The sequence below is a fragment of the Pseudomonas sp. ERMR1:02 genome, from assembly GCF_002277815.1.
GTDB lineage: Bacteria > Pseudomonadota > Gammaproteobacteria > Pseudomonadales > Pseudomonadaceae > Aquipseudomonas.
The window spans coordinates 48653-67240 of record NZ_NKJI01000014.1; the positions used below are offsets into that span (position 1 = coordinate 48653).

Annotated in this window: 11 protein-coding genes and 3 pseudogenes; 8 read left to right on the top strand and 6 right to left on the bottom strand. The window is 56.1% G+C overall.

All coding sequences use genetic code 11. The features are described 5' to 3' along the window. Positions 1 to 310: 310 nt before the first annotated feature. Positions 311 to 1410, top strand: a pseudogene (locus CES87_RS22200) (acyl-CoA dehydrogenase family protein). A 246-nt stretch (positions 1411 to 1656) separates the two neighbouring features. On the opposite strand, the gene CES87_RS22205 reads toward CES87_RS22200, so the two are convergent. After that, positions 1657 to 3357, bottom strand: coding sequence for a sigma-54-dependent Fis family transcriptional regulator (locus CES87_RS22205; protein WP_128607789.1), 1701 nt, complete (start codon positions 3355 to 3357; stop codon positions 1657 to 1659). Positions 3358 to 3647: 290 nt separating this feature from the next. On the opposite strand from CES87_RS22205, the gene CES87_RS22210 reads away from it, so the two are divergent. From CES87_RS22210 to CES87_RS22220, 3 genes are all read left to right on the top strand, one after another. Beyond that, on the top strand, positions 3648 to 4622 hold the full coding sequence (locus CES87_RS22210) for an alpha/beta hydrolase (RefSeq protein WP_128607790.1): 975 nt from the start codon (positions 3648 to 3650) through the stop codon (positions 4620 to 4622). Between the two features lie 33 nt (positions 4623 to 4655). After that, complete coding sequence (locus tag CES87_RS22215) at positions 4656 to 5570, top strand: transporter (RefSeq protein ID WP_128607791.1); 915 nt, start codon at positions 4656 to 4658, stop codon at positions 5568 to 5570. Between the two features lie 392 nt (positions 5571 to 5962). Further along, on the top strand, positions 5963 to 7645 hold the full coding sequence (locus tag CES87_RS22220) for an NAD(P)/FAD-dependent oxidoreductase (protein WP_128607792.1): 1683 nt from the start codon (positions 5963 to 5965) through the stop codon (positions 7643 to 7645). Between the two features lie 318 nt (positions 7646 to 7963). Here the strand turns inward: CES87_RS22220 and CES87_RS22225 are convergent. Further along, a pseudogene (locus CES87_RS22225) lies at positions 7964 to 8303 on the bottom strand (hydrolase or metal-binding protein); the annotation flags it as partial. Between the two features lie 636 nt (positions 8304 to 8939). Here CES87_RS22225 and CES87_RS22230 point away from each other — a divergent pair. Together CES87_RS22230 and CES87_RS22235 are read left to right on the top strand one after the other, a co-directional pair. Beyond that, positions 8940 to 10978, top strand: a pseudogene (locus CES87_RS22230) (FAD-dependent oxidoreductase). A 143-nt stretch (positions 10979 to 11121) separates the two neighbouring features. Then, positions 11122 to 12048 carry a 1-aminocyclopropane-1-carboxylate deaminase/D-cysteine desulfhydrase gene (locus tag CES87_RS22235; protein WP_128607793.1) on the top strand — a complete coding sequence of 309 codons (927 nt, stop codon included), beginning with the start codon at positions 11122 to 11124 and terminating at the stop codon, positions 12046 to 12048. Positions 12049 to 12172: 124 nt separating this feature from the next. Here the strand turns inward: CES87_RS22235 and CES87_RS22240 are convergent, their stop codons facing one another. The 3 genes from CES87_RS22240 to CES87_RS22250 all read right to left on the bottom strand — a co-directional run bounded on the left by CES87_RS22240 (position 12173) and on the right by CES87_RS22250 (position 15041). After that, positions 12173 to 12733: a cytochrome b gene (locus CES87_RS22240; protein ID WP_128607794.1), complete on the bottom strand. Its 561-nt coding sequence runs from the start codon at positions 12731 to 12733 to the stop codon at positions 12173 to 12175. Between the two features lie 239 nt (positions 12734 to 12972). Beyond that, complete coding sequence (gene phnX, locus CES87_RS22245) at positions 12973 to 13800, bottom strand: phosphonoacetaldehyde hydrolase (protein ID WP_128607795.1); 828 nt, start codon at positions 13798 to 13800, stop codon at positions 12973 to 12975. Between the two features lie 131 nt (positions 13801 to 13931). Further along, positions 13932 to 15041, bottom strand: coding sequence for a 2-aminoethylphosphonate--pyruvate transaminase (locus CES87_RS22250; RefSeq protein WP_128607796.1), 1110 nt, complete (start codon positions 15039 to 15041; stop codon positions 13932 to 13934). A gap of 109 nt (positions 15042 to 15150) precedes the next feature. Here CES87_RS22250 and CES87_RS22255 point away from each other — a divergent pair, with 109 nt between their 5' ends. Further along, complete coding sequence (locus tag CES87_RS22255) at positions 15151 to 16011, top strand: LysR substrate-binding domain-containing protein (protein WP_128607797.1); 861 nt, start codon at positions 15151 to 15153, stop codon at positions 16009 to 16011. A gap of 96 nt (positions 16012 to 16107) precedes the next feature. On the opposite strand, the gene CES87_RS22260 is transcribed toward CES87_RS22255, so the two are convergent. Further along, positions 16108 to 16980: a LysR family transcriptional regulator gene (locus tag CES87_RS22260; protein WP_128607798.1), complete on the bottom strand. Its 873-nt coding sequence runs from the start codon at positions 16978 to 16980 to the stop codon at positions 16108 to 16110. Positions 16981 to 17247: 267 nt separating this feature from the next. Here CES87_RS22260 and CES87_RS22265 point away from each other — a divergent pair, with 267 nt between their 5' ends. Further along, on the top strand, positions 17248 to 18573 hold the full coding sequence (locus CES87_RS22265) for an MFS transporter (RefSeq protein ID WP_128607799.1): 1326 nt from the start codon (positions 17248 to 17250) through the stop codon (positions 18571 to 18573). Positions 18574 to 18588: the final 15 nt, after the last annotated feature.

The following is an 18588-nucleotide window of genomic DNA, read 5'->3' on the forward strand; positions in this document are numbered from 1 at the left end:
GTATGGCTTCGATCGGGCCCACGCCGTCCAAATGCGCCGAACGCGACATATTCGACAGATCGCGCACCTTGTCCAGCGCCTCGTCGACTAAACGGACGCCCACTTATGCGACAGCAACTCGGTGATCTCACATCGTTATTGAAACGCCCGTCCGCTTTGGCGCCAGAGGTCATAGGCTTGGCTAGGTAACACAACGTCGCAAGCGAGATCTCCATGAGACCTTGCGGCTCACTGATCAAAGCCATGGAATGTCGTGAAGCCCGCAACCGGTTCCGGTGACGAGCACAAGAACAAACCCGGAGAAATACCCATGGCCAACAAAGCAAGCTTCAACTGGATCGACCCACTGCTGCTGTATCAGCAACTCTCTGAAGAAGAGCGCATGGTGCGTGATAGCGCTCAACAGTTCGCCGCTGACAAACTGGCGCCCCGCGTGATCGAAGCTTTTCGCCAGGAGAAAACCGATCCGGCGATCTTCCGCGAGATGGGCGAAACCGGCCTACTGGGCGCGACCATTCCCGAAGCCTACGGCGGCAGCGGTCTGAACTATGTGTGCTACGGCCTGAGCTTGGGTCGGATCAGTGAGAGATCGCTGTCCAAGTGCTCGTGGAATGAGTGTCCAAGTCAGCGTGGAATCGCTGTCCAAGTGTTCGTGGAATGGGTGTCCAAGTGCGCATGGAATCCCCAACCCGGGCGAAGAAAGTCGACGGCGGCTACCGCCTGACCGGTGCCAAGATGTGGGTCACCAACAGCCCGATCGCCGACGTGTTTGTGGTCTGGGCGAAAGACGATGCCGGTGAGATTCGCGGTTTCGTCCTGGAAAAAGGCTGGCAGGGCCTGAGTGCTCCGACGAATTCACGGCAAGGTCGGCTTGCGTGCGTCGATCACCGGAGAAATCGTCATGGACAACGTGTTCTGCCCGGAGGAAAACGCCTTCCCGGATGTGCGCGGTCTGAAAGGTCCGTTCACCTGCCTCAACTCTGCCCGTTACGGTATCAGGGCGCTTTGGGTGCTGCTAAAGATTGCTGGCACACCGCACGCCAGTACTGCTTGGATCGCAAACAGTTCGGTCGTCCCCTGGCACAGACCCAACTGATCCAGAAAAAGCTGGCCGACATGCAGACTGAAATTACCCTGGCCTTGCAGGGTTGCCTGCGTCTGGGGCGGATGAAGGATGAAGGAATCGCGGCGGTGGAAATAACCTCGATCATGAAGCGCAACAGTTGTGGAAAGTTACTGGATATCGCCCGTCTGGCTCGCGACATGCTCGGTGGTAATGGCATCAGTGACGAGTTCGGTGAAGCGCGCCACTTGGTCAATCTGGAAGTGGTCAACACCTACGAAGGCACCCATGACGTCCACTCGCTGATCCTTGGTCGTGCTCAAACCGGCCTGCAGGCGTTCTATTAAACTACTCTCGGATCCGTCAAATTCGCGCCTGTTTTGCAGGCGTCGAGTCTAGGGGAGGCGAGCTATGGAAAATCATTTTTTACAGAGGTCGTAATCCTGTATAGAAAGTCTGCTTTTGGCCGAGAGTATGTAAAACTCATCCGCGAACCCTTGCAATGATTTCTGAGGATTTCATCGCAGGGATCGCCCATGAACCGGTTTATTCTGTTCCTGGGCGGGTAAGAGTTCACTTAAAAGCGGATTACTTTAGCTTTCAAGTTTTTCGAGTCGATAAGCAAGCTGAGGACGAGTCAATCCTAGCATTCTGGCAGCTTTTGACACATTACCGGCAGATCTGGCCATCGCCGTGCGTATAAGTTTCGACTCAAACTCCTCGAGATCGAAATTTTCATCAAGTAACGACTCGCACAATGGATCCGTACCTGCGGTTGGTGTCGGCCGATCCGGCCTGAGGTTTCCTTTTGTGTCGACATGATTTGACGATGGAGGAGCACCCTGTAGCAAGGGGAATAACGCCTGCATCTCAATAGCCTGATTATTATCAGAAAGAATAACGCCACGCTCCACCATGTTTTCCAGTTCACGAATATTGCCAGGCCAACTGTAGTCCATTAGCGCTGTCATGGCTTTATCGGAAACACCGGTAATTCGCTTGTTATACAGTGCTTGATATTTACCCAAGAAATGCTCAATCAGTAGCGGAATATCGTCCTTGCGCTCCCGCAGTGCAGGAATGGGTATTGGGTATACATTCAGGCGGTAGAACAGGTCCGCGCGAAACTTACCTTCCTTCACGGCTTCTGAGAGGTCGACATGACTGGCCGCAACAAGGCGTACATCCACCGTTCTCGTTTGGGTGTCACCCACTCTTTCCAGCTCGCCTTCCTGCAAAACTCGAAGAAGGGCTGCCTGTGCTCGAGGCGTTAACTCAGCGACCTCATCGAGAAATAACGTTCCACCGTTAGCGCGCTCAAATTTACCTTCTCGGCTAGTGTTTGCTCCCGTGTAGGCGCCTTTCTCGACGCCGAACAACTCTGCCTCGATCAGATCAGGGGAGATACAGGCACAATTTAGCGCGATGAAAGGTTTGGATGCTCTGGGTGAGTTCAAATGCAGGCTACGAGCGAAAATCTCTTTGCCAACTCCCGTCTCACCTTGCAAAAGGACGCTTACACGGCCATTGGCAGCACGCTGCAACAACTGGGTGGCATGCCGAAAGCTGCTCGAACGGCCAACAGAGTTTACGATCAGATCGTCGTGGTCATCGTTGTCCCGAACACGGTCTTGTAATTGACTCAGCTGGTATTGAAGTGACAGCAATTCGTCAGCCATTGAATCAGGTTGCAAAAGTCGTTCGATTTCCTCGTGGTCTTCCCATTCTTCTGCCGGCTTACCTACGATTCGGCAGTGACTGGCCCCGCAGCCTACACACTCAACTTCCTTAAAAAATATGTTGCGGCCCATGTAATAGGTGGTGAATCCGCTGGAGTAACCGACGAGTAACCAGCAGACCGGATCACTGACAGGACCGTACTCCTTAAGGTGCATCTCCGCTTCATACGCATCCTGCCATTGGAACTCACCGTAAAAGGTGCCTTTGCCAACATCGAATTCGAGCTTTATAGGTTTGACGTTCACCATGCCTTTGATGAGCGCCAACTGAGGGCCTGCGAAGAAGGCATCAGCCGTGGATAGATTCGGACGAACATTGCGAGCCAGGGTGGCGTCTCGCCATCCTGAGTGATACCCCAGACGCATCAGCATCCCTCGGGCACGTTCAGTGCCCAATGTCTGGATCAATTCATTGCGTAAATTGGCGAACAAGCTGCTGTGGACAAGCAGCATGCGCTGCTCATGCATCCAGATTTTTCCCTGTTCAGTATCAAAACTGATTTGCGCGACGAGATCACGGCTAGCAGGAAACTTTGGATCGATGGTGTTAGGCATTAATTTCCCGCTTCTTAATGAGCTTGATCGAGGGATTGGTCGATGGGGAACTGCGCCACGCATTTTTCGGGTTCAAAAACTCGTGTGCAGAATTCCTGATTTGCTTAACCAGCTTGCGCAAATCGTGAAATCTTTCCGTTCGTTGCTGACCATCCAATCTGGATCACCACTCAACCAAGTATTTTTATTGTTATAAAACATAGCATTAAAGGTAACAGGGCCTCTCAGAACATAGTGGCATAGCCATTGCTCTACGTTCAATAACAACAAAAAAAACACAGAGGTGATTCATGGCTCTTGATGCTGCAAGTCTTGCCCTCCTTGGCCAGTTGGCTGAGCAAGGGGTCAAACCCTTCCACAAAATGGACGTTTTCCAATCACGATCCATCATGTCGAGCCTACGCGATCTTCTCGGCACGGGGCCGGCAATGCATCGCATTGAAGAAGTTGTTCTCGGTCAAGGCAAGGAACGCATCCGAGTCCGCGTTCTATTCCCTGATGTTTTGTCAAAGGGAACCATCATTTATTACCATGGCGGTGGCTGGACCCTCATGTCGATCGACGACTATGACAGTCTAGGGCGATTCATCGCCGCAGAAACAGGTTGCACCGTAATACTGGTCGATTACCGGCTAGCCCCCGAACACCCTTACCCTGCGGCAGTCGATGATGCCTGGCTAGCCTTGACCTGGGCGGATGCTCAGCGAAGCGCACTGACGGGATCGTCGGATACTCCATTGATCGTAATGGGAGACAGTGCGGGTGGCACTCTTGCAGCAGTCATCGCACAAAAATCACGGGATGAGGGGGGGCCAAAACTAGCTCAACAGGTACTGGTATACCCAGTGACTCAACCTGACTTGAATACGCCAGGGTATCTCGATCCGCTCAACCAAGGTCTGCTCGGGAAAGAGGATATGGCTTGGTTTTGGGATCAATATCTGCCAAATGTCCACTTGCGGAAAGATCCCCAAGCATCGCCGCTGCTTGCCACATCGTTGAAGGGGCTACCCCCGGCAATATTAATTACCGCAGAACACGACATATTGCGTGACGAAGGGGAAGCATACGCTTTAGCGTTAATGTCCGCGGGAGTTATGGTTCAGCGCCGATGTTTTGAGGGGCAGATTCACGGTTTTTTTACGCTGCTTAATCTCCTGCCGGAAAGCGCAACTGCCCGCGCATTTGTTGTTCAAGCGATCAAAAAAATATCCAAAGCTATGAGCATAAAGCAGCCTAGGTGTATTGGGAAAAATAAGATTTAGGCTCGAACTACCTAATTGATCAGGATAATAATAATGACTAGTTTATCTCTGTTGTTACGCCTCTTGTTTGCCGTTTTGTTGTGTGGTCAAGTTTCCCTTTCAATAGCTTCGGAGAACGGAGGGACAAACTGGCCGCTAGGCGTGAACACTGTAGTTCCCGCGATCCTGCCACCTCCAGGAGGAACTGAATTATATAACTATACCGCGTTTTATTCTGCGGACAGCTTTCGAGGTAACGACGGTAAATCGTCGCTTCCAGACTTCAAACTTAGCGTCGCTGTTGAAGCCTTGCGTATGGTGCATACATGGGGGTATCAAACAGATTCGGGCGTTAAATTTAGCACGGGCGCAATTCTGTCTGGTGGGCGAAATACGCTGGAGGTCGCTGGTTTGAAAGACCATAAGTCCGGATTGAATCAGCTGTATTTTACCCCCTTGTACCTGACGTGGTCGCCGACCCCCGAACTGTTTTTGTTAACGGGTTTTAGCGCATTTATTCCAATGGGGAATTACGATAAAAAAAGCATCATCAATACGACAAGTAACTACGCATCCTATGTTCAAGAGTTTGGATTGACCTGGTTACCCAGTCCTGCTTGGGAACTTTCTATATCGCCGACAGTGTCATTCAATCAGAAGAACAATGATACCGATTACAAGTCAGGGAATATTTTTGACCTTGATTATAATGCGGGCTACAGGTTGCCTTTTAATCCAAAATGGCAGGTCGGGATCGCTGGGCACTATACTAAACAATTTAGTGACGATCAGATAAATGGTAACGACGTCGCAGGAGGTAATCGGCTGAGTAAATTTTCCATCGGACCACAAGCCGTGTACTACTTCGATCCGGCAACGGCCTTGGTGTTCAAGATATTAACTGAGACATCGGTGAAAAACGGGCCGAAGGGAAATTCGTTTTGGTTTGAGTTCGCACTGCCGCTCTGAGAGAACAAAAGTGCTGCGTGCATTTAGATGTTTCCAAAGCCCGTGAAAAAAACTCGTGCTGTCATGTCACAAATAGGCGCCCCTGGCGCCTTTTTTATTGACAAGTATTTCGTAATTCTAAGTTTGATTTTATCAAATGCATAAGCGGCGGACTTTTTGATTTTATGATTTCATTAAAATTTTTTGGATGGTGTGTTTTTTTTAACGAGAAGTACGCATAGATCGTTGATGTTTAAGAATTTTTTGTTGATGGCATGCGAGTTGCTAAATGGATGGTAAGCACGCTGAAAATCCAAGGCGTGTTGAGTGAAACCAAAATCTTATGCTGCGAGTGTATCGAAAGCTTCCCCCGGTGCTACCCGCGTAATTAACAAAAATAAAAGGTGAGTCGCATGCCCCATAACAATCAAGTTGTCTCCTCTGTGAATTCCGTTGTTGAAATCGACGCTGTTGTTGTCGGTGCTGGCTTCGCAGGTCTCTACATGCTTCATTTATTACGAGATAAGCTCAAGCTGAACGTTGAGGTTTACGATTCTGCGGAGGGCGTGGGTGGAACATGGTATTGGAATCGTTATCCGGGTGCTCGCTGTGATATTCCAAGCCATCACTACTCCTATTCCTTTTCTGCCGAATTGCAGCAAGAGTGGACGTGGTCTGAGAAATACGCAGCTCAACCTGAGATTCTTAGTTATCTCAATCACGTAGCTGAACGGTATGACCTGCTGAAAGATATCCAGTTCAGCACCCGTGTGGTCGCAGCTCATTACGACGCAACCCAACAGCGTTGGCTCATCGAAACAGACTCGGGTAGACGCCTCAGTGCCAAGTATTTTGTTCCTGCGGTGGGGACCTTATCCTCTGCAAATATCCCTAAGTTTAAAGGTCATGGTTCTTTCGAAGGTGAAGTCTATTTCACAGGGCACTGGCCAAAAGAAGGCGTAGATTTTACCGGTAAACGTGTTGGCATTATTGGCACCGGTGCCACAGCAATGCAGGCAATTCCTCTTATTGCCGAGCAGGCTGCACACCTCACGGTATTTCAGCGCACCCCTAATTTCGCCGCTCCGTTGGTCAATGAGCCAATGCGTCGTGACGTCGATCAGGCTGCCAAAGCCAACTATCCGGAACTGCGCCGCCAAGCGTGGGAAACTTTTGCAGGTGTTCCATTCGATCGACTAAAACCGTCAGCATTGGAAGAGTCTGAAGAACAACGCCGCGCTCATTATGAAGCATGCTGGCAAGATGGCGGTTTTAGCCTTTGGATCGGCAGCTATGGAGACATTCTTTTCAACAAGGAAGCTAACGAAACAGCTGCAGAGTTCGTTAGGGCGAAAATTCGCGAGCGAGTTAAAGACCCGGTCATCGCAAGTGTTCTTTGCCCTCCAGCAGGTCAAACCTATGGCACCAAACGGCAACCTTGTGAGACCAATTATTATGAAACCTTCAATCGTCAGAACGTATCTCTGGTCGACATCAAGAAGGCACCCATCGAGGAAATTACCGGCACCGGCATCACCACTGCCGGTACGCAACACGAGTTCGATGCCATCATCTATGCGACAGGTTTTGATGCCTTCACCGGCGCTCTATTCAAGATCGATATCCGTGGGCGCGATGGACGGACCCTCCAGGAATATTGGTCGCAAGGACCTCGTACCTTAGTCGGCCTTGCCGCTCATGGTTTCCCCAATATGTTCACCATCACCGGGCCGCAAAGTCCTTCGGTCCTTTTCAATATGCCGCTGGGCATCGAGATGCATTGCGAGTGGATTGCTGATTGTATCGAGTACATGGAACTCAATGGTTTTGGCAGCATTGAGGCCAATCGCAAGGACGAAGATGAGTGGATTTCTCACGTTAAAGAAGTCGCTGACTCGACGCTCCTCCCGGAAGCAACGTCTTGGTATTCGGGCGCTAACATTCCAGGAAAACCCCAGGTCTTCATGGTGTATCTCGGTGGCGGGAAGCACTACAAGCAGGTGATTACTGAGATGGCCGATAAGGGGTATGCAGGTTTCAAGCTCGAGCAAGCAGCAGTCGCTGATTCAGCGCGGAAGGTTTGTGAGGCTTTGTAAGCCCGACAACTCCAAGCGAATACTGAGTACTCGCTTGCTTCCATTGCATGGGTGAACGGTTGCGTACGTACTGTTGTATTAAGCGCCGATTTACTTATGAAGCCCCCCTGCGCCAGTTGGGGGGCGATTTTTTATTTTAGTGAATTCACGGTCCGGCAAATTTAGCTCTATGGGCAGGTCACGAGCACTGTGGGTGGTTGCCTTGAATTTCCGTTGTCCTTTCCCGAATAGATCATTTCGAGCGCCCGGCTGCTCGGCGAGACATGCTACAACGTCCAAACAGCGGTCGATGACAAGCACCACCTGATCATCGCCCACGAGGTGGTTGTAACCCGTGGTGCGAAAGACAGAACTGGCCAGCGGATCGTCATCGCCAATTACCACGTTCAGCCGGCCGTGAGGCGTGCAGGTATTGCCTTGAACCAGTGAACAGCCATCCGGTGAAGGGCAGGGTAACGACTGGATGCCGTGCTTGGGCAAACTCTTGCAGGTCACACCGTTTCCGACACACAGCGGCCGGCCGGTATTAAGGTCGAACAAGCTGTAGTCAGCCCGAAAGTTGAGGTCTGGCTCGTTGAACAGCAAACGGATCGGAACGCTGCGTAGCATGCTGTCTTAGCGCGTTGTGCAGCTCCTCATTGAGTGGATGCAGCAGCCAGATGATCTTCCATCAGCGAGATGCGTGGATCGTCTTTGTAAGTAGGGTCACACTTTTCTCTATTCGCGAAATTCAACTCAGTGATCGCTGCAATTTAAGTTGTAATTAGAAGCACTTTAGACTTTGATGAAATGTCACAGACGCGAGCGTTACCGCCAAGGGCATGTTGTGGTCGAGAGCGCAGAGAGCGCACAACCGCGATCCAAACAGTGGGCCCACAAAACTCGTAATCACTCATTCTCGATCCTTTCTTCTGCGTTTTCACCCACTCCATTTGAATGCCGCAGCATGCGCAGCCCCACGCAGGCGCCTGTTGTGACACCAAACCCTAGTGTTGGCCCACCAATTTCAAATTCTGGTGACACCGTTTTACTTTCTGCTGAACGCCTACGCTCTGATCCCCTAGTTCAAATCGGAGTGATCAAAATTCAAAACCTAGTGAAAAGTCATGCAGGGTTCGATGCCTAGGGTATGGCCCATGCCGACGCTTGCCAAGGGTGGCTGCGCATTTAGATCATTAAGTTGTCAGTTACGGTCATTGAGCGGTCCGGGGAGTACTCATAGTCTGTAACACATGACTGAGGGGCGCCGAAGAGTGCCCACATTTTTCCGTGATCGCTCGTTGTGGAGTTACCGATGACCGCCGCTCATTACCCGCACCTGTTGGCCCCGCTGGACCTGGGTTTTACCACGTTGCGCAACCGCACCCTGATGGGCTCGATGCACACCGGTCTTGAGGAGAAACCCGGTGGCTTCGAGCGCATGGCGGCGTATTTCGCCGAGCGTGCCCGTGGTGGTGTCGGCCTGATGGTGACCGGCGGTATCGGCCCGAACGACGAGGGTGGCGTGTACTCCGGTGCGGCCAAGCTGACCACCGAGGAAGAAGCGCTCAAACATCAAATCGTGACCCGCGCGGTGCACGAGGCGGGCGGCAAGATTTGCATGCAGATCCTCCATGCTGGCCGTTACGCCTATAGCCCCAAGCAAGTTGCGCCAAGCGCCATTCAGGCACCGATCAACCCGTTCAAGCCTAAAGAGTTGGACGAGGAAGGCATCGAGAAACAGATCAGCGATTTCGTCACTTGCTCGACCCTGGCGCAACAGGCCGAGTACGACGGCGTGGAAATCATGGGTTCGGAAGGCTATTTCATTAACCAGTTCCTTGCCGCCCACACCAACCACCGCACCGACCGCTGGGGCGGCAGCTACGAAAACCGCATGCGCCTGCCGGTGGAAATCGTTCGCCGGGTCCGTGAAGCGGTCGGCCCGAACTTCATCATAATTTTCCGCCTGTCGATGCTCGATCTGGTGGAAGGTGGCAGCACGTGGGAAGAATCGTGCAGTTGGCCAAGGCCATCGAGCAGGCCGGTGCGACAATCATCAACACTGGTATCGGCTGGCACGAAGCGCGGATTCCAACCATCGCCACCAAAGTTCCGCGTGCGGCGTTTAGCAAGGTCACGGCCAAGCTGCGTGGTTCGGTGAACATTCCGTTGATCACCACCAACCGTATCAACACCCCGGAAGTCGCCGAGCAGATCCTTGCCGAAGGCGATGCCGACATGGTTTCCATGGCGCGGCCGTTCCTCGCCGACCCGGACTTCGTCAACAAGGCCGCTGAAGGTCGTGCAGATGAAATCAACACCTGCATCGGTTGCAACCAGGCGTGCCTGGACCACACTTTCGGCGGCAAGTTGACCAGTTGCCTGGTCAACCCGCGTGCTTGCCACGAAACCGAACTTAATTACCTGCCAGTGCAGCAGCTCAAGAAAATCGCCGTGGTCGGTGCCGGTCCTGCCGGTTTATCCGCCGCGACCGTGGCTGCCGAGCGGGGTCATCAGGTGACGTTGTTTGATTCGGCCAGCGAAATCGGCGGCCAGTTCAACGTCGCCAAGCGTGTGCCGGGCAAGGAAGAGTTCTATGAAACCCTGCGTTATTTTGGCCGCAAACTGCAGACCACCAACGTCGAGGTGTGCCTGAACACCCGTGTGGATGTGGCCAGACTGGTCGAGGGCGGTTATGACGAGATCCTCCTCGCCACTGGCATTGCGCCGCGTCTACCGGCGATTCCCGGCGTGGAACATGCCAAGGTGCTGAGTTACCTGGACGTGCTGCTTGAGCGCAAACCGGTGGGCAAGCGCGTCGCGGTGATCGGCGCTGGCGGTATCGGTTTCGATGTCTCGGAATTCCTGGTCCACCAGGGCCAGGCCACCAGCCTGAACCGCGAGGAATTCTGGAAGGAGTGGGGTATCGATACGCACCTGGAGGCGCGCGGCGGTGTTGCCGGGATCAAGGCTGCACCCCATGCACCGGCCCGCGAAGTGTTCCTGCTACAGCGCAAGAAATCCAAGGTCGGCGACGGCCTGGGCAAGACCACCGGCTGGATTCACCGCGCCGGTCTGAAGAACAAGCAGGTGCAGATGCTCAACAGCGTCGAGTACCTGAAGATCGATGACGATGGTCTGCACATCCGCATCGGCGAAACCGGTGAGCCACAAGTGCTGCCGGTGGACAACATCGTGATCTGCGCCGGGCAGGACCCGCTGCGCGAATTGCAGGATGGCCTGGTGGTGGCGGGGCAGAATGTGCATCTGATCGGCGGCGCGGATGTTGCGGCGGAGCTGGATGCCAAGCGGGCGATCAATCAGGGGTCGCGGTTGGCTGCGCAGTTGTAATCCGCAGGCCAAATATGCCAATGGCCTTCGCGGGCAAGCCTCGCTCCTACAGGTATCGCGGTACTCTTGTAGGAGCGAGGCTTGCCCGCGAAGGGTCCCTAACTGCTGCTAAGATGCTGGCTGTTTACCCAGAGCCGGCATCGATGCTTTTCCCTCCCAACGATTGGCTACCCAAAGCCCCCCTCGAACTCCTTCATCTTGACTGGCTTAGCCATGCCGGCATCGACGTCGCGATCCTGCGCCTGGACCAAATCGACCCGCTGATCAGCGGCAACAAGTGGTTCAAGCTGATCGAACACTTGAAGGCGGCGGACCAGACCGGTGCCGAAGGCATCATCAGCCTGGGCGGTGCTCACTCCAACCACCTTCATGCGCTGGCCGCTGCCGGCAAGCGCTTTGGTTTTTCCACGGTGGGCCTGCTGCGCGGGCATCCCCAGGAAACGCCCACGATCAAAGATTTGCAGGCGTTCGGCATGCAGCTGCATTGGCTCGGTTACGGCGGTTATCGGGCGCGGCATGAAGCGGGTTTCTGGGAGTCATGGCAGACACGATACCCGACGTTGTATCCCGTACCCGAAGGCGGTGGTGGCTTGCCCGGTGCGCGCGGTTGCATGCAGCTCAAATCGCAGGTTTGCGCACAACTCGCTGCTTTGGGCTGGAGCGACTACGACGGCTGGTGGCTGGCCTGTGGAACCGGCACCACCCTGGCCGGCCTGGTGCTGGCTGAAGCGGGGGAGCACCCGGTGTACGGTGCGCTGGCAGTGCCCGACGATCATGGTGTGGCGCAGCAAGTCGAGCGGATAGTGGCGGAGGCGGGCGTGAGGGGTGCGGCTTATGAGCTGCTCGATACCAGTCGTGGCGGTTTTGCCAAGATTGATCCGCAGTTGCTTGAATTCATCGAGCAGACAGAAAAGCTCAGCGGCATCGCGTTAGAGCCGCTGTACACCGGCAAAGCACTGCTGGCGCTTAAACAGCAAGTCGAAGCGGGGAGGTTTGCCCGAGGCACGCGACTGGTCTTCGTGCATACCGGTGGCTTGCAGGGGCGACGGGGGTTCAACCTACAAGCCTGAAGTTCAGCGCAAGCCAAATGTAGGAGCGGGCTTGCTCGCGAAAGCGGAGCGTCATTCGACTTTAATGTTGCCTGACACGCCGCTTTCGCGAGCAAGCCCGCTCCCACATTCGATCTTCGTTTCCTCAGGAATTTCGGCTTACCCGCTTGGGCATCATCCGCAGCAGCGTGTTATCACCCACCACATAGTGATGATAAAGCCCTGCCACGGCATGCAAGCCGATCAGCCAATAGCCGATGGTGCCACCCAGCCCATGCCAGCCCTGTAGCTGTTTGGCCAGCTCCTTGTTCTCCGCAACCAGCAGCGGCAGGTCCAGGCCGTAGAACATCACTTGGTTGCCTTTGGCGCTGGTGACCAGCCATCCAAGGATCGGCATGGCGATCATGAAAAGGTACAACGCCCAGTGCATCAATTTGGCCAGCACTGTCTGCCAATGGGGCGAGGCGGGAAAGATTTGCGGTGCGGGGCCGAGGCTGCGGGCGAACAGCCGTAACCAGACCAATACGAACACGGTCAGGCCTAGCATGAAGTGCGATTCGACGATCAGCGTTCGCCCGCCACTGCCTTTGGGAAAGATGCCGCGAAGTTCGATAGAGGCGTAAACCACCCCCAGCAGGACCAGCATCAACCAGTGCAACGCGATCGATACGGTGCTGTAGCGTGAGTCGGAGTTTTTCCACGGCATACGGTGTTTCCTCAGAGGTCCGGTTTGCAGCGACCGTTCTTGATCGACGGTATGCTTTAACTGTAATCCTGTTTTACCGGGTTTGCCTGAGGTTATCGGTCGCTGGATGCTCTGATTCAGGGAATTGACAGCAATGCCTTCTGTAGGAGCGAGCTTGCTCGCGATGGAGTGTCAGCCAACACTGATTTGGCTGACACTCCATCGCGAGCAGGCTCGCTCCTACAAGGGGCAGATGTGAATCAGTTGGTCTGTGGCATCTCGCCTTTGGCCAGGCGTTTGTTGATGTCGGCTATCACTTCTGGCAAGTCGGTGATGGTGTCGATCATGTAATGCGGTCGCGAGCCTTCGAACATTGTGTGGATACGTTTGCGCTCACTGTCCAGTGTGTCGCTGCCCAGCGCACGATAGCCTTCGTAGTCCAGGCCCAGCGCGTTGCCCGAGCAGATCAATGCCACGGTCCACATGCCGGCACGGCGACCTTCGAGGATGCCCGGCACGGTGTCGTCGATCTTCACGCACGCGGCGACATCGTCGATACCCAGAGCGATCACGTTGGCCAGGGCCTGGGCCGGCCATGGGCGGCCATTGGGCACTTCGTCGGTGGCGACCACGTGGTCAGCAACGTAACCGTTGGTGGCGGCCAGCTCTACGACCTTGTCCATGACCTGTTTCGGGTAGCCAGAGCAGGAACCGATCTTGATCCCTTGCTGGCGCAGGTTGGTGATGGTGTCCAGGGCGCCGGGAATCAGTGCCGAGTGCTCGGCGATTTTCTCGATCTGCAGCGGCATGAAGCGCTGGTAGATAGCGGTGACGTCATCGTCGGTCGGCGTACGGCCGAACACTCTGCGATAACGCTCGGCGACCTCCGGCTGATCGCACAGGGTGCGGATGTGGTCCCACTTGCCCATGCCCATCGGGCCACGGGCTTCGTCGATGGACACCTGAACGTCGAACTCGGCGAAGGCTTCGACAAAAATCTGCGTCGGCGCGAAAGAGCCGAAATCGACCACGGTGCCGGCCCAGTCGAGGATGGCGGCCTGGAGTTTGGTTGGGTTTTTATAGGTCATGGTGCAGATGTCCTGTAGGAGCTGGCTTGCCAGCGAAGGTCGATAACGATGACGTGTGTTGATTGGATAAACGCGGTGCTGCTGAGTCCATCGCTGGCAAGCCAGCTCCTACAACAGCAGTTCGTGGTAGATCAGATTTCGAGGACTTCCATCTCTCGCAGTACTTCGCCGATGGCCGCTACGGCTTCACGCATTTCGGCCGGCTGGACATGGCCGATGCAGCCGACGCGGAAGGTTTCGACCTGGGTCAGTTTGCCCGGATAGAGGATGTAGCCCTTGGCCTTGACCCGTTCATAGAACTCCTTGAACTGGTAGCGCGGGTCTTTCGGGGCGTGGAAAGTGGCGATGATCGGCGCCTGGATCGCGGCCGGCAGGAAGCTGCTCAGTCCCAGTGTGGCCATTTCTTCCATCAGTGCCTGACAGTTAGCGGCATAACGCGCATGCCGCGCCGGCAAACCGCCTTCTTCGTTGTATTGCAGCAAGGCTTCATGCAACGCCGCGACCACATGCGTCGGCGGTGTGAAGCGCCACTGACCGGTCTTGGCCATGTAGCTGTGCTGGTCGAACAGGTCCATCGCCAGCGAATGCGAATTGCCGGCGGCTTCTGCCAAAGACTCTTTGCGAGCGAACACAAACCCCATCCCCGGCACACCTTCCAGGCATTTGCCGGAAGCAGCGATCAGCGCATCGAACGGCACTCGTTGCGCGTCTACCGGCAGCGCGCCGAAGGAACTCATGGCGTCGATAATCAGGCGCTTGCCGTGTTGCGCCACGACCTGGGCGATTTCCGGCAGCGGATTGAGGATGCCGGTGCTGGTTTCGCAGTGGATAAGGGCAACGTGGGTGATGCCGGCATCGGCCCGCAGCAGGCGGTCGACGTCGGCGGCGGTGGTCGGTTCGTCTTCGGCGGTTTCGAAGGTGCTGAACGAGCGGCCAAGCACTTCGCAGATTTTCGCCAAGCGTTTGCCGTAGGCGCCGTTGATCAGCACAAGGACTTTGCCATCGCGAGGCACCAGCGTGCCGATGGCCGCTTCCACCGCGAACGTGCCGCTGCCTTGCAGGGGCACGCAGTGGTGGCTGGCGGCGCCATTGATGATCGCCAGCAGTTGTTCGCAGAGGCTGGCGGTCAGTTGGTTAAAGCGGTCATCCCATGATCCCCAGTCGACCATCATCGCCTGGCGGGTGCGGGCCGACGTGGTCAACGGGCCGGGTGTGAGCAGGATGGGGGCGGCAGTACTCATTCTCGTGTCCTCGCAATCGATGGGCTGAAGCTACGGGGCTTAAATTGCAATTTGCCGAGTTATCAATCAAATTGTTTATTGTTATGCCAGCCATCAGTGAGAGTTATTCATGAACCTGTTTCAGCTCCGCGCTTTCGATGCCGTGGCCCGCGAGGGCAGTTTCACCAGGGCCGCCGAGCGGCTGTTCATCAGCCAGCCGGCGGTGACCGGGCACATAAAGGCGCTGGAGGAGCACTACCAGATCACCCTGTTGCGCCGCACTGCGCGACGGGTGGAGTTGACGGAGGAGGGCACCAAACTGGCGGCCATCACCCGGGCAATGTTCGGTCTGGCCGAAGAAGCGCAGGTGATGCTGGAGGCCAACCGGCAATTGCTCACCGGGCGTCTGGAAGTGGCGGCGGACGGGCCGCACATGGTCATGCCGATGCTGGCGAGCCTGCGCGCACGTTATCCGGGGATCACCGTGAACCTGCGTTTGGGCAATGCCCAGGAGACCCTCGCGGCTTTGTTGTCCGAGCATGCCGACGTGGCGGTGCTGACCGAAGTCGAGCCGCGCAAGGGCCTGCATTTGCAAGCCCTGAGCGAGTCACGTATCTGTGCGCTGGTGCCCGAGGGCCATCCTTGGGCGCGAAGAAGCAAAGGCGTGCCGCTCAATGAACTGGATCAAGTGATCATGGTGCTGCGTGAGCCGAGCTCGATCACCCGGCGCACGTTCGATGAGGCCTGCGCTCAGGCCAACGTGAACCCACGGGTACTGCTGGAGCTGGACAGTCGCGAAGCGGTGACCGAGGCGGTAGCGGCCGAGTTGGGGGTGGGCGTGGTGTCGTCGGTTGAAGTCAGCCACGATCCGCGGGTGGCGGCGGTGCCGATCATTGGCGAAGGGTTGGTGAATCGGCACATGATGGGGTGCATGGAACGGCGGCGGGATTTGCGCTTGATTCAAGCATTTTTCGGGTTGGCGCCAGCCTGATAGACCGCGGCGCGGCCTTCGCGGGCAAGCCTCGCTCCTACAGGGCAACGCGATTGCTGTAGGAGCGAGGCTTGCCCGCGAACAGGCCGGACCTGCTTACACCAGGCTTTCGCGCACCATCTCCAGAAACGTCGCCACAATCCGCCGCGAACTCTGCTCGCGCAAGCACACCAGCGTCTCGGTCAACCGCCGTTTGCAGTCGGTAATCGGCAACGCGCACACCCGCGAATCGGCACCGAATTCCGCCGCCGAAACCACCCCCACACCAATCCCCACCACCACCGCCTCACGCGCAGCTTCGCGACCTTCGACCTGAATCGCCGCACGGACGCGAAACCCTGCGCCGGCCATTTCTTCTTCCAGAGTCTGGCGGGTCACCGAGCCGATTTCCCGAAGTACCAGCGGCGTGTCGTCGAGGTCCGCCAGGCAGATGGATTCGCGGTCGGCCCACGGGTGATTGCGTGACACGAACGCCACCATCGGGTCATTGCGCAGCGGCAGGGAGATCAGGCGTTCGTCGCTGACTTCGCGGCCCAGCAACGCCAGATCGGCCTGATAGTTAAAGAGCCGGAACAGCGATTCATCGGTGTTGCCGGTTTCGATCTTCACGCTGATGCCGGGGTAACGCTCACAGAAGCGGGCGATCTGCGGCAACACATGAACCGGCGCATCCACCGCCAGAATCAGGCTGCCGGTCTGCAACGCCTGGGAGTCCTGCAACAGCTCCTGAGCCTCGGCTTCGATCACGAACAGTTTCTGGGTGACGCCGAGCAAACGCTCGCCCAAATCAGTCAAGCGTACCGAACGTTTATTGCGGTGGAACAGCAATACCCCGTAGCGCTCTTCGAGCTTGCGCACCTGATCGGAAATTGCCGGTTGCGTGAGAAACAGTCGCTCGGCGGCTTTGGTGAAGCTTCCGTAGACGGCCACCGCGTGAAAGGCTTTGAGCTGGGCGTGGGAAACCGACATCGAGACCTCCAGTAACAAGCTGAGCTTATATTGGAAATACGATAAATCGATTTCACTTATTAATCAGTAATTGTTTTTATCCACCTCAGCCCCGCTGACGGGTCAGTCGACAGCAGCGGGTGCCATGAGCCTGTGCGTGCAACAGCAGGACTCATCTGACCGCAATCGCCCACAGGGACAAGGCGATTTCGCAGTGCTCAACAATAAAAACACAGGCGTTTTCTTCCAATTCTGCCGGCACACTCACACCCTGAGGTCAGAACCACAATGAACAAGCACATCGGCACCATCAAGCGTTGGCGCGTGCAGATCTTCGCGATCACCTGGCTCGCCTACGCCGCTTTCTACTTCACCCGCAAAGCGTTTGCCGTTGCCAAACTCGGCATAGGCGAAGACCCGACGTTCATGCTCGACAAAATGGCCATGGCCAACCTCGACGCCATCTACCTCACCGCTTACGCCATCGGTCAGTTCACCTGGGGCATTCTTGCCGACCGCTTCGGTCCCAGAGTTGTAGTACTCGGTGGATTGCTGATTTCCGCGGCCGCCGCGCTGGTGATGGGCAGTTTCGCCACGTTGCCGATCTTCGCCACGTGCATGCTGATTCAGGGCCTGGCGCAATCCACGGGATGGTCGGGGCTGTGCAAGAACCTTGGCAGTTTCTTTCCCGCTCAGCAGCGCGGGCAGGTGCTGGGCCTATGGAGCTCCTGCTACGCCTTTGGCGGTCTGGTGGCGTCACCGTTTGCCGGATGGTGGGCGTACACGCTGATCGGCTCGTGGCATGCGGCGTTCATTTCCAGTGCGGCGGTGGTTGGGCTGGTCGCCGTGCTGTTTTTTATTTTCCAACGTAACAAACCCGAAGACGTGGGCTTGCCGGCAGTGGAGCCGGAACCCGAGTTGAGCGCTGAAGAGGTGTACGCCCGAAGCAAGATCAGCGTCCTGGAACCTTTGAAGGAAATCCTGCGCAACCGGACCGTGCTGATTCTCGGCCTCGCTTACTTCATGCTGAAACCGGCGCGCTACGCGATCCTGCTCTGGGGGCCGGTGATCGTTTTCGAACAGATGCCACAGGTGGGCAAGGTGGGCGCGGCAATCATTCCCACCGCGTTCGAACTGGCCGGGTTGCTCGGGCCGATCATGATCGGTCTGGCCTCGGACAAACTGTTCGGCGCTCGACGCATGCCGGCCTGTGTGCTCAGCCTGCTGGCACTAACGGTGTCACTCGCCTTCTTCATGGGGGCCTTGCATACCGGTAGCGTGATGCTGGTGGTGGCGCTGTTGTTTGTCATGGGCCTGACGCTCTACGGGCCGGACTCGATGATCAGCGGCGCGGCCGCCATCGATTTCGGCACTGCCAAGGCCGGCGCCACGGCGGCGGGTTTCGTCAACGGCTGCGGCTCGGTCGGGGCGATTCTCGGCGGGTTGCTGCCGGGCTACTTCGACACCGTTACCGTTTTCATTGTCTTCGCCGGCTGCGCGATGTTCTCCGCGCTGGTGCTGATCCCGCACTGGAATAGCCGCCCCGGTGGCCTGCGAACCAACTATCCATTCGTGCCTAACCGGCCGATGAACGTCAAACCCCTGCGTACCTGAACCCTGCACCCTGAA

Coding starts and splice junctions, on each gene's coding strand:
- CES87_RS22260 (WP_128607798.1), bottom strand. CDS start 16,980: ATGTCGGTTTCCCACGCCCAGCTCAAAGCCTTTCACGCGGTGGCCGTC.
- CES87_RS22265 (WP_128607799.1), top strand. CDS start 17,248: ATGAACAAGCACATCGGCACCATCAAGCGTTGGCGCGTGCAGATCTTC.
- CES87_RS22210 (WP_128607790.1), top strand. CDS start 3,648: ATGGCTCTTGATGCTGCAAGTCTTGCCCTCCTTGGCCAGTTGGCTGAG.
- CES87_RS22205 (WP_128607789.1), bottom strand. CDS start 3,357: ATGCCTAACACCATCGATCCAAAGTTTCCTGCTAGCCGTGATCTCGTC.
- CES87_RS22255 (WP_128607797.1), top strand. CDS start 15,151: ATGAACCTGTTTCAGCTCCGCGCTTTCGATGCCGTGGCCCGCGAGGGC.
- phnX (WP_128607795.1), bottom strand. CDS start 13,800: ATGACCTATAAAAACCCAACCAAACTCCAGGCCGCCATCCTCGACTGG.
- CES87_RS22240 (WP_128607794.1), bottom strand. CDS start 12,733: ATGCCGTGGAAAAACTCCGACTCACGCTACAGCACCGTATCGATCGCG.
- CES87_RS22250 (WP_128607796.1), bottom strand. CDS start 15,041: ATGAGTACTGCCGCCCCCATCCTGCTCACACCCGGCCCGTTGACCACG.
- CES87_RS22215 (WP_128607791.1), top strand. CDS start 4,656: ATGACTAGTTTATCTCTGTTGTTACGCCTCTTGTTTGCCGTTTTGTTG.
- CES87_RS22220 (WP_128607792.1), top strand. CDS start 5,963: ATGCCCCATAACAATCAAGTTGTCTCCTCTGTGAATTCCGTTGTTGAA.
- CES87_RS22235 (WP_128607793.1), top strand. CDS start 11,122: ATGCTTTTCCCTCCCAACGATTGGCTACCCAAAGCCCCCCTCGAACTC.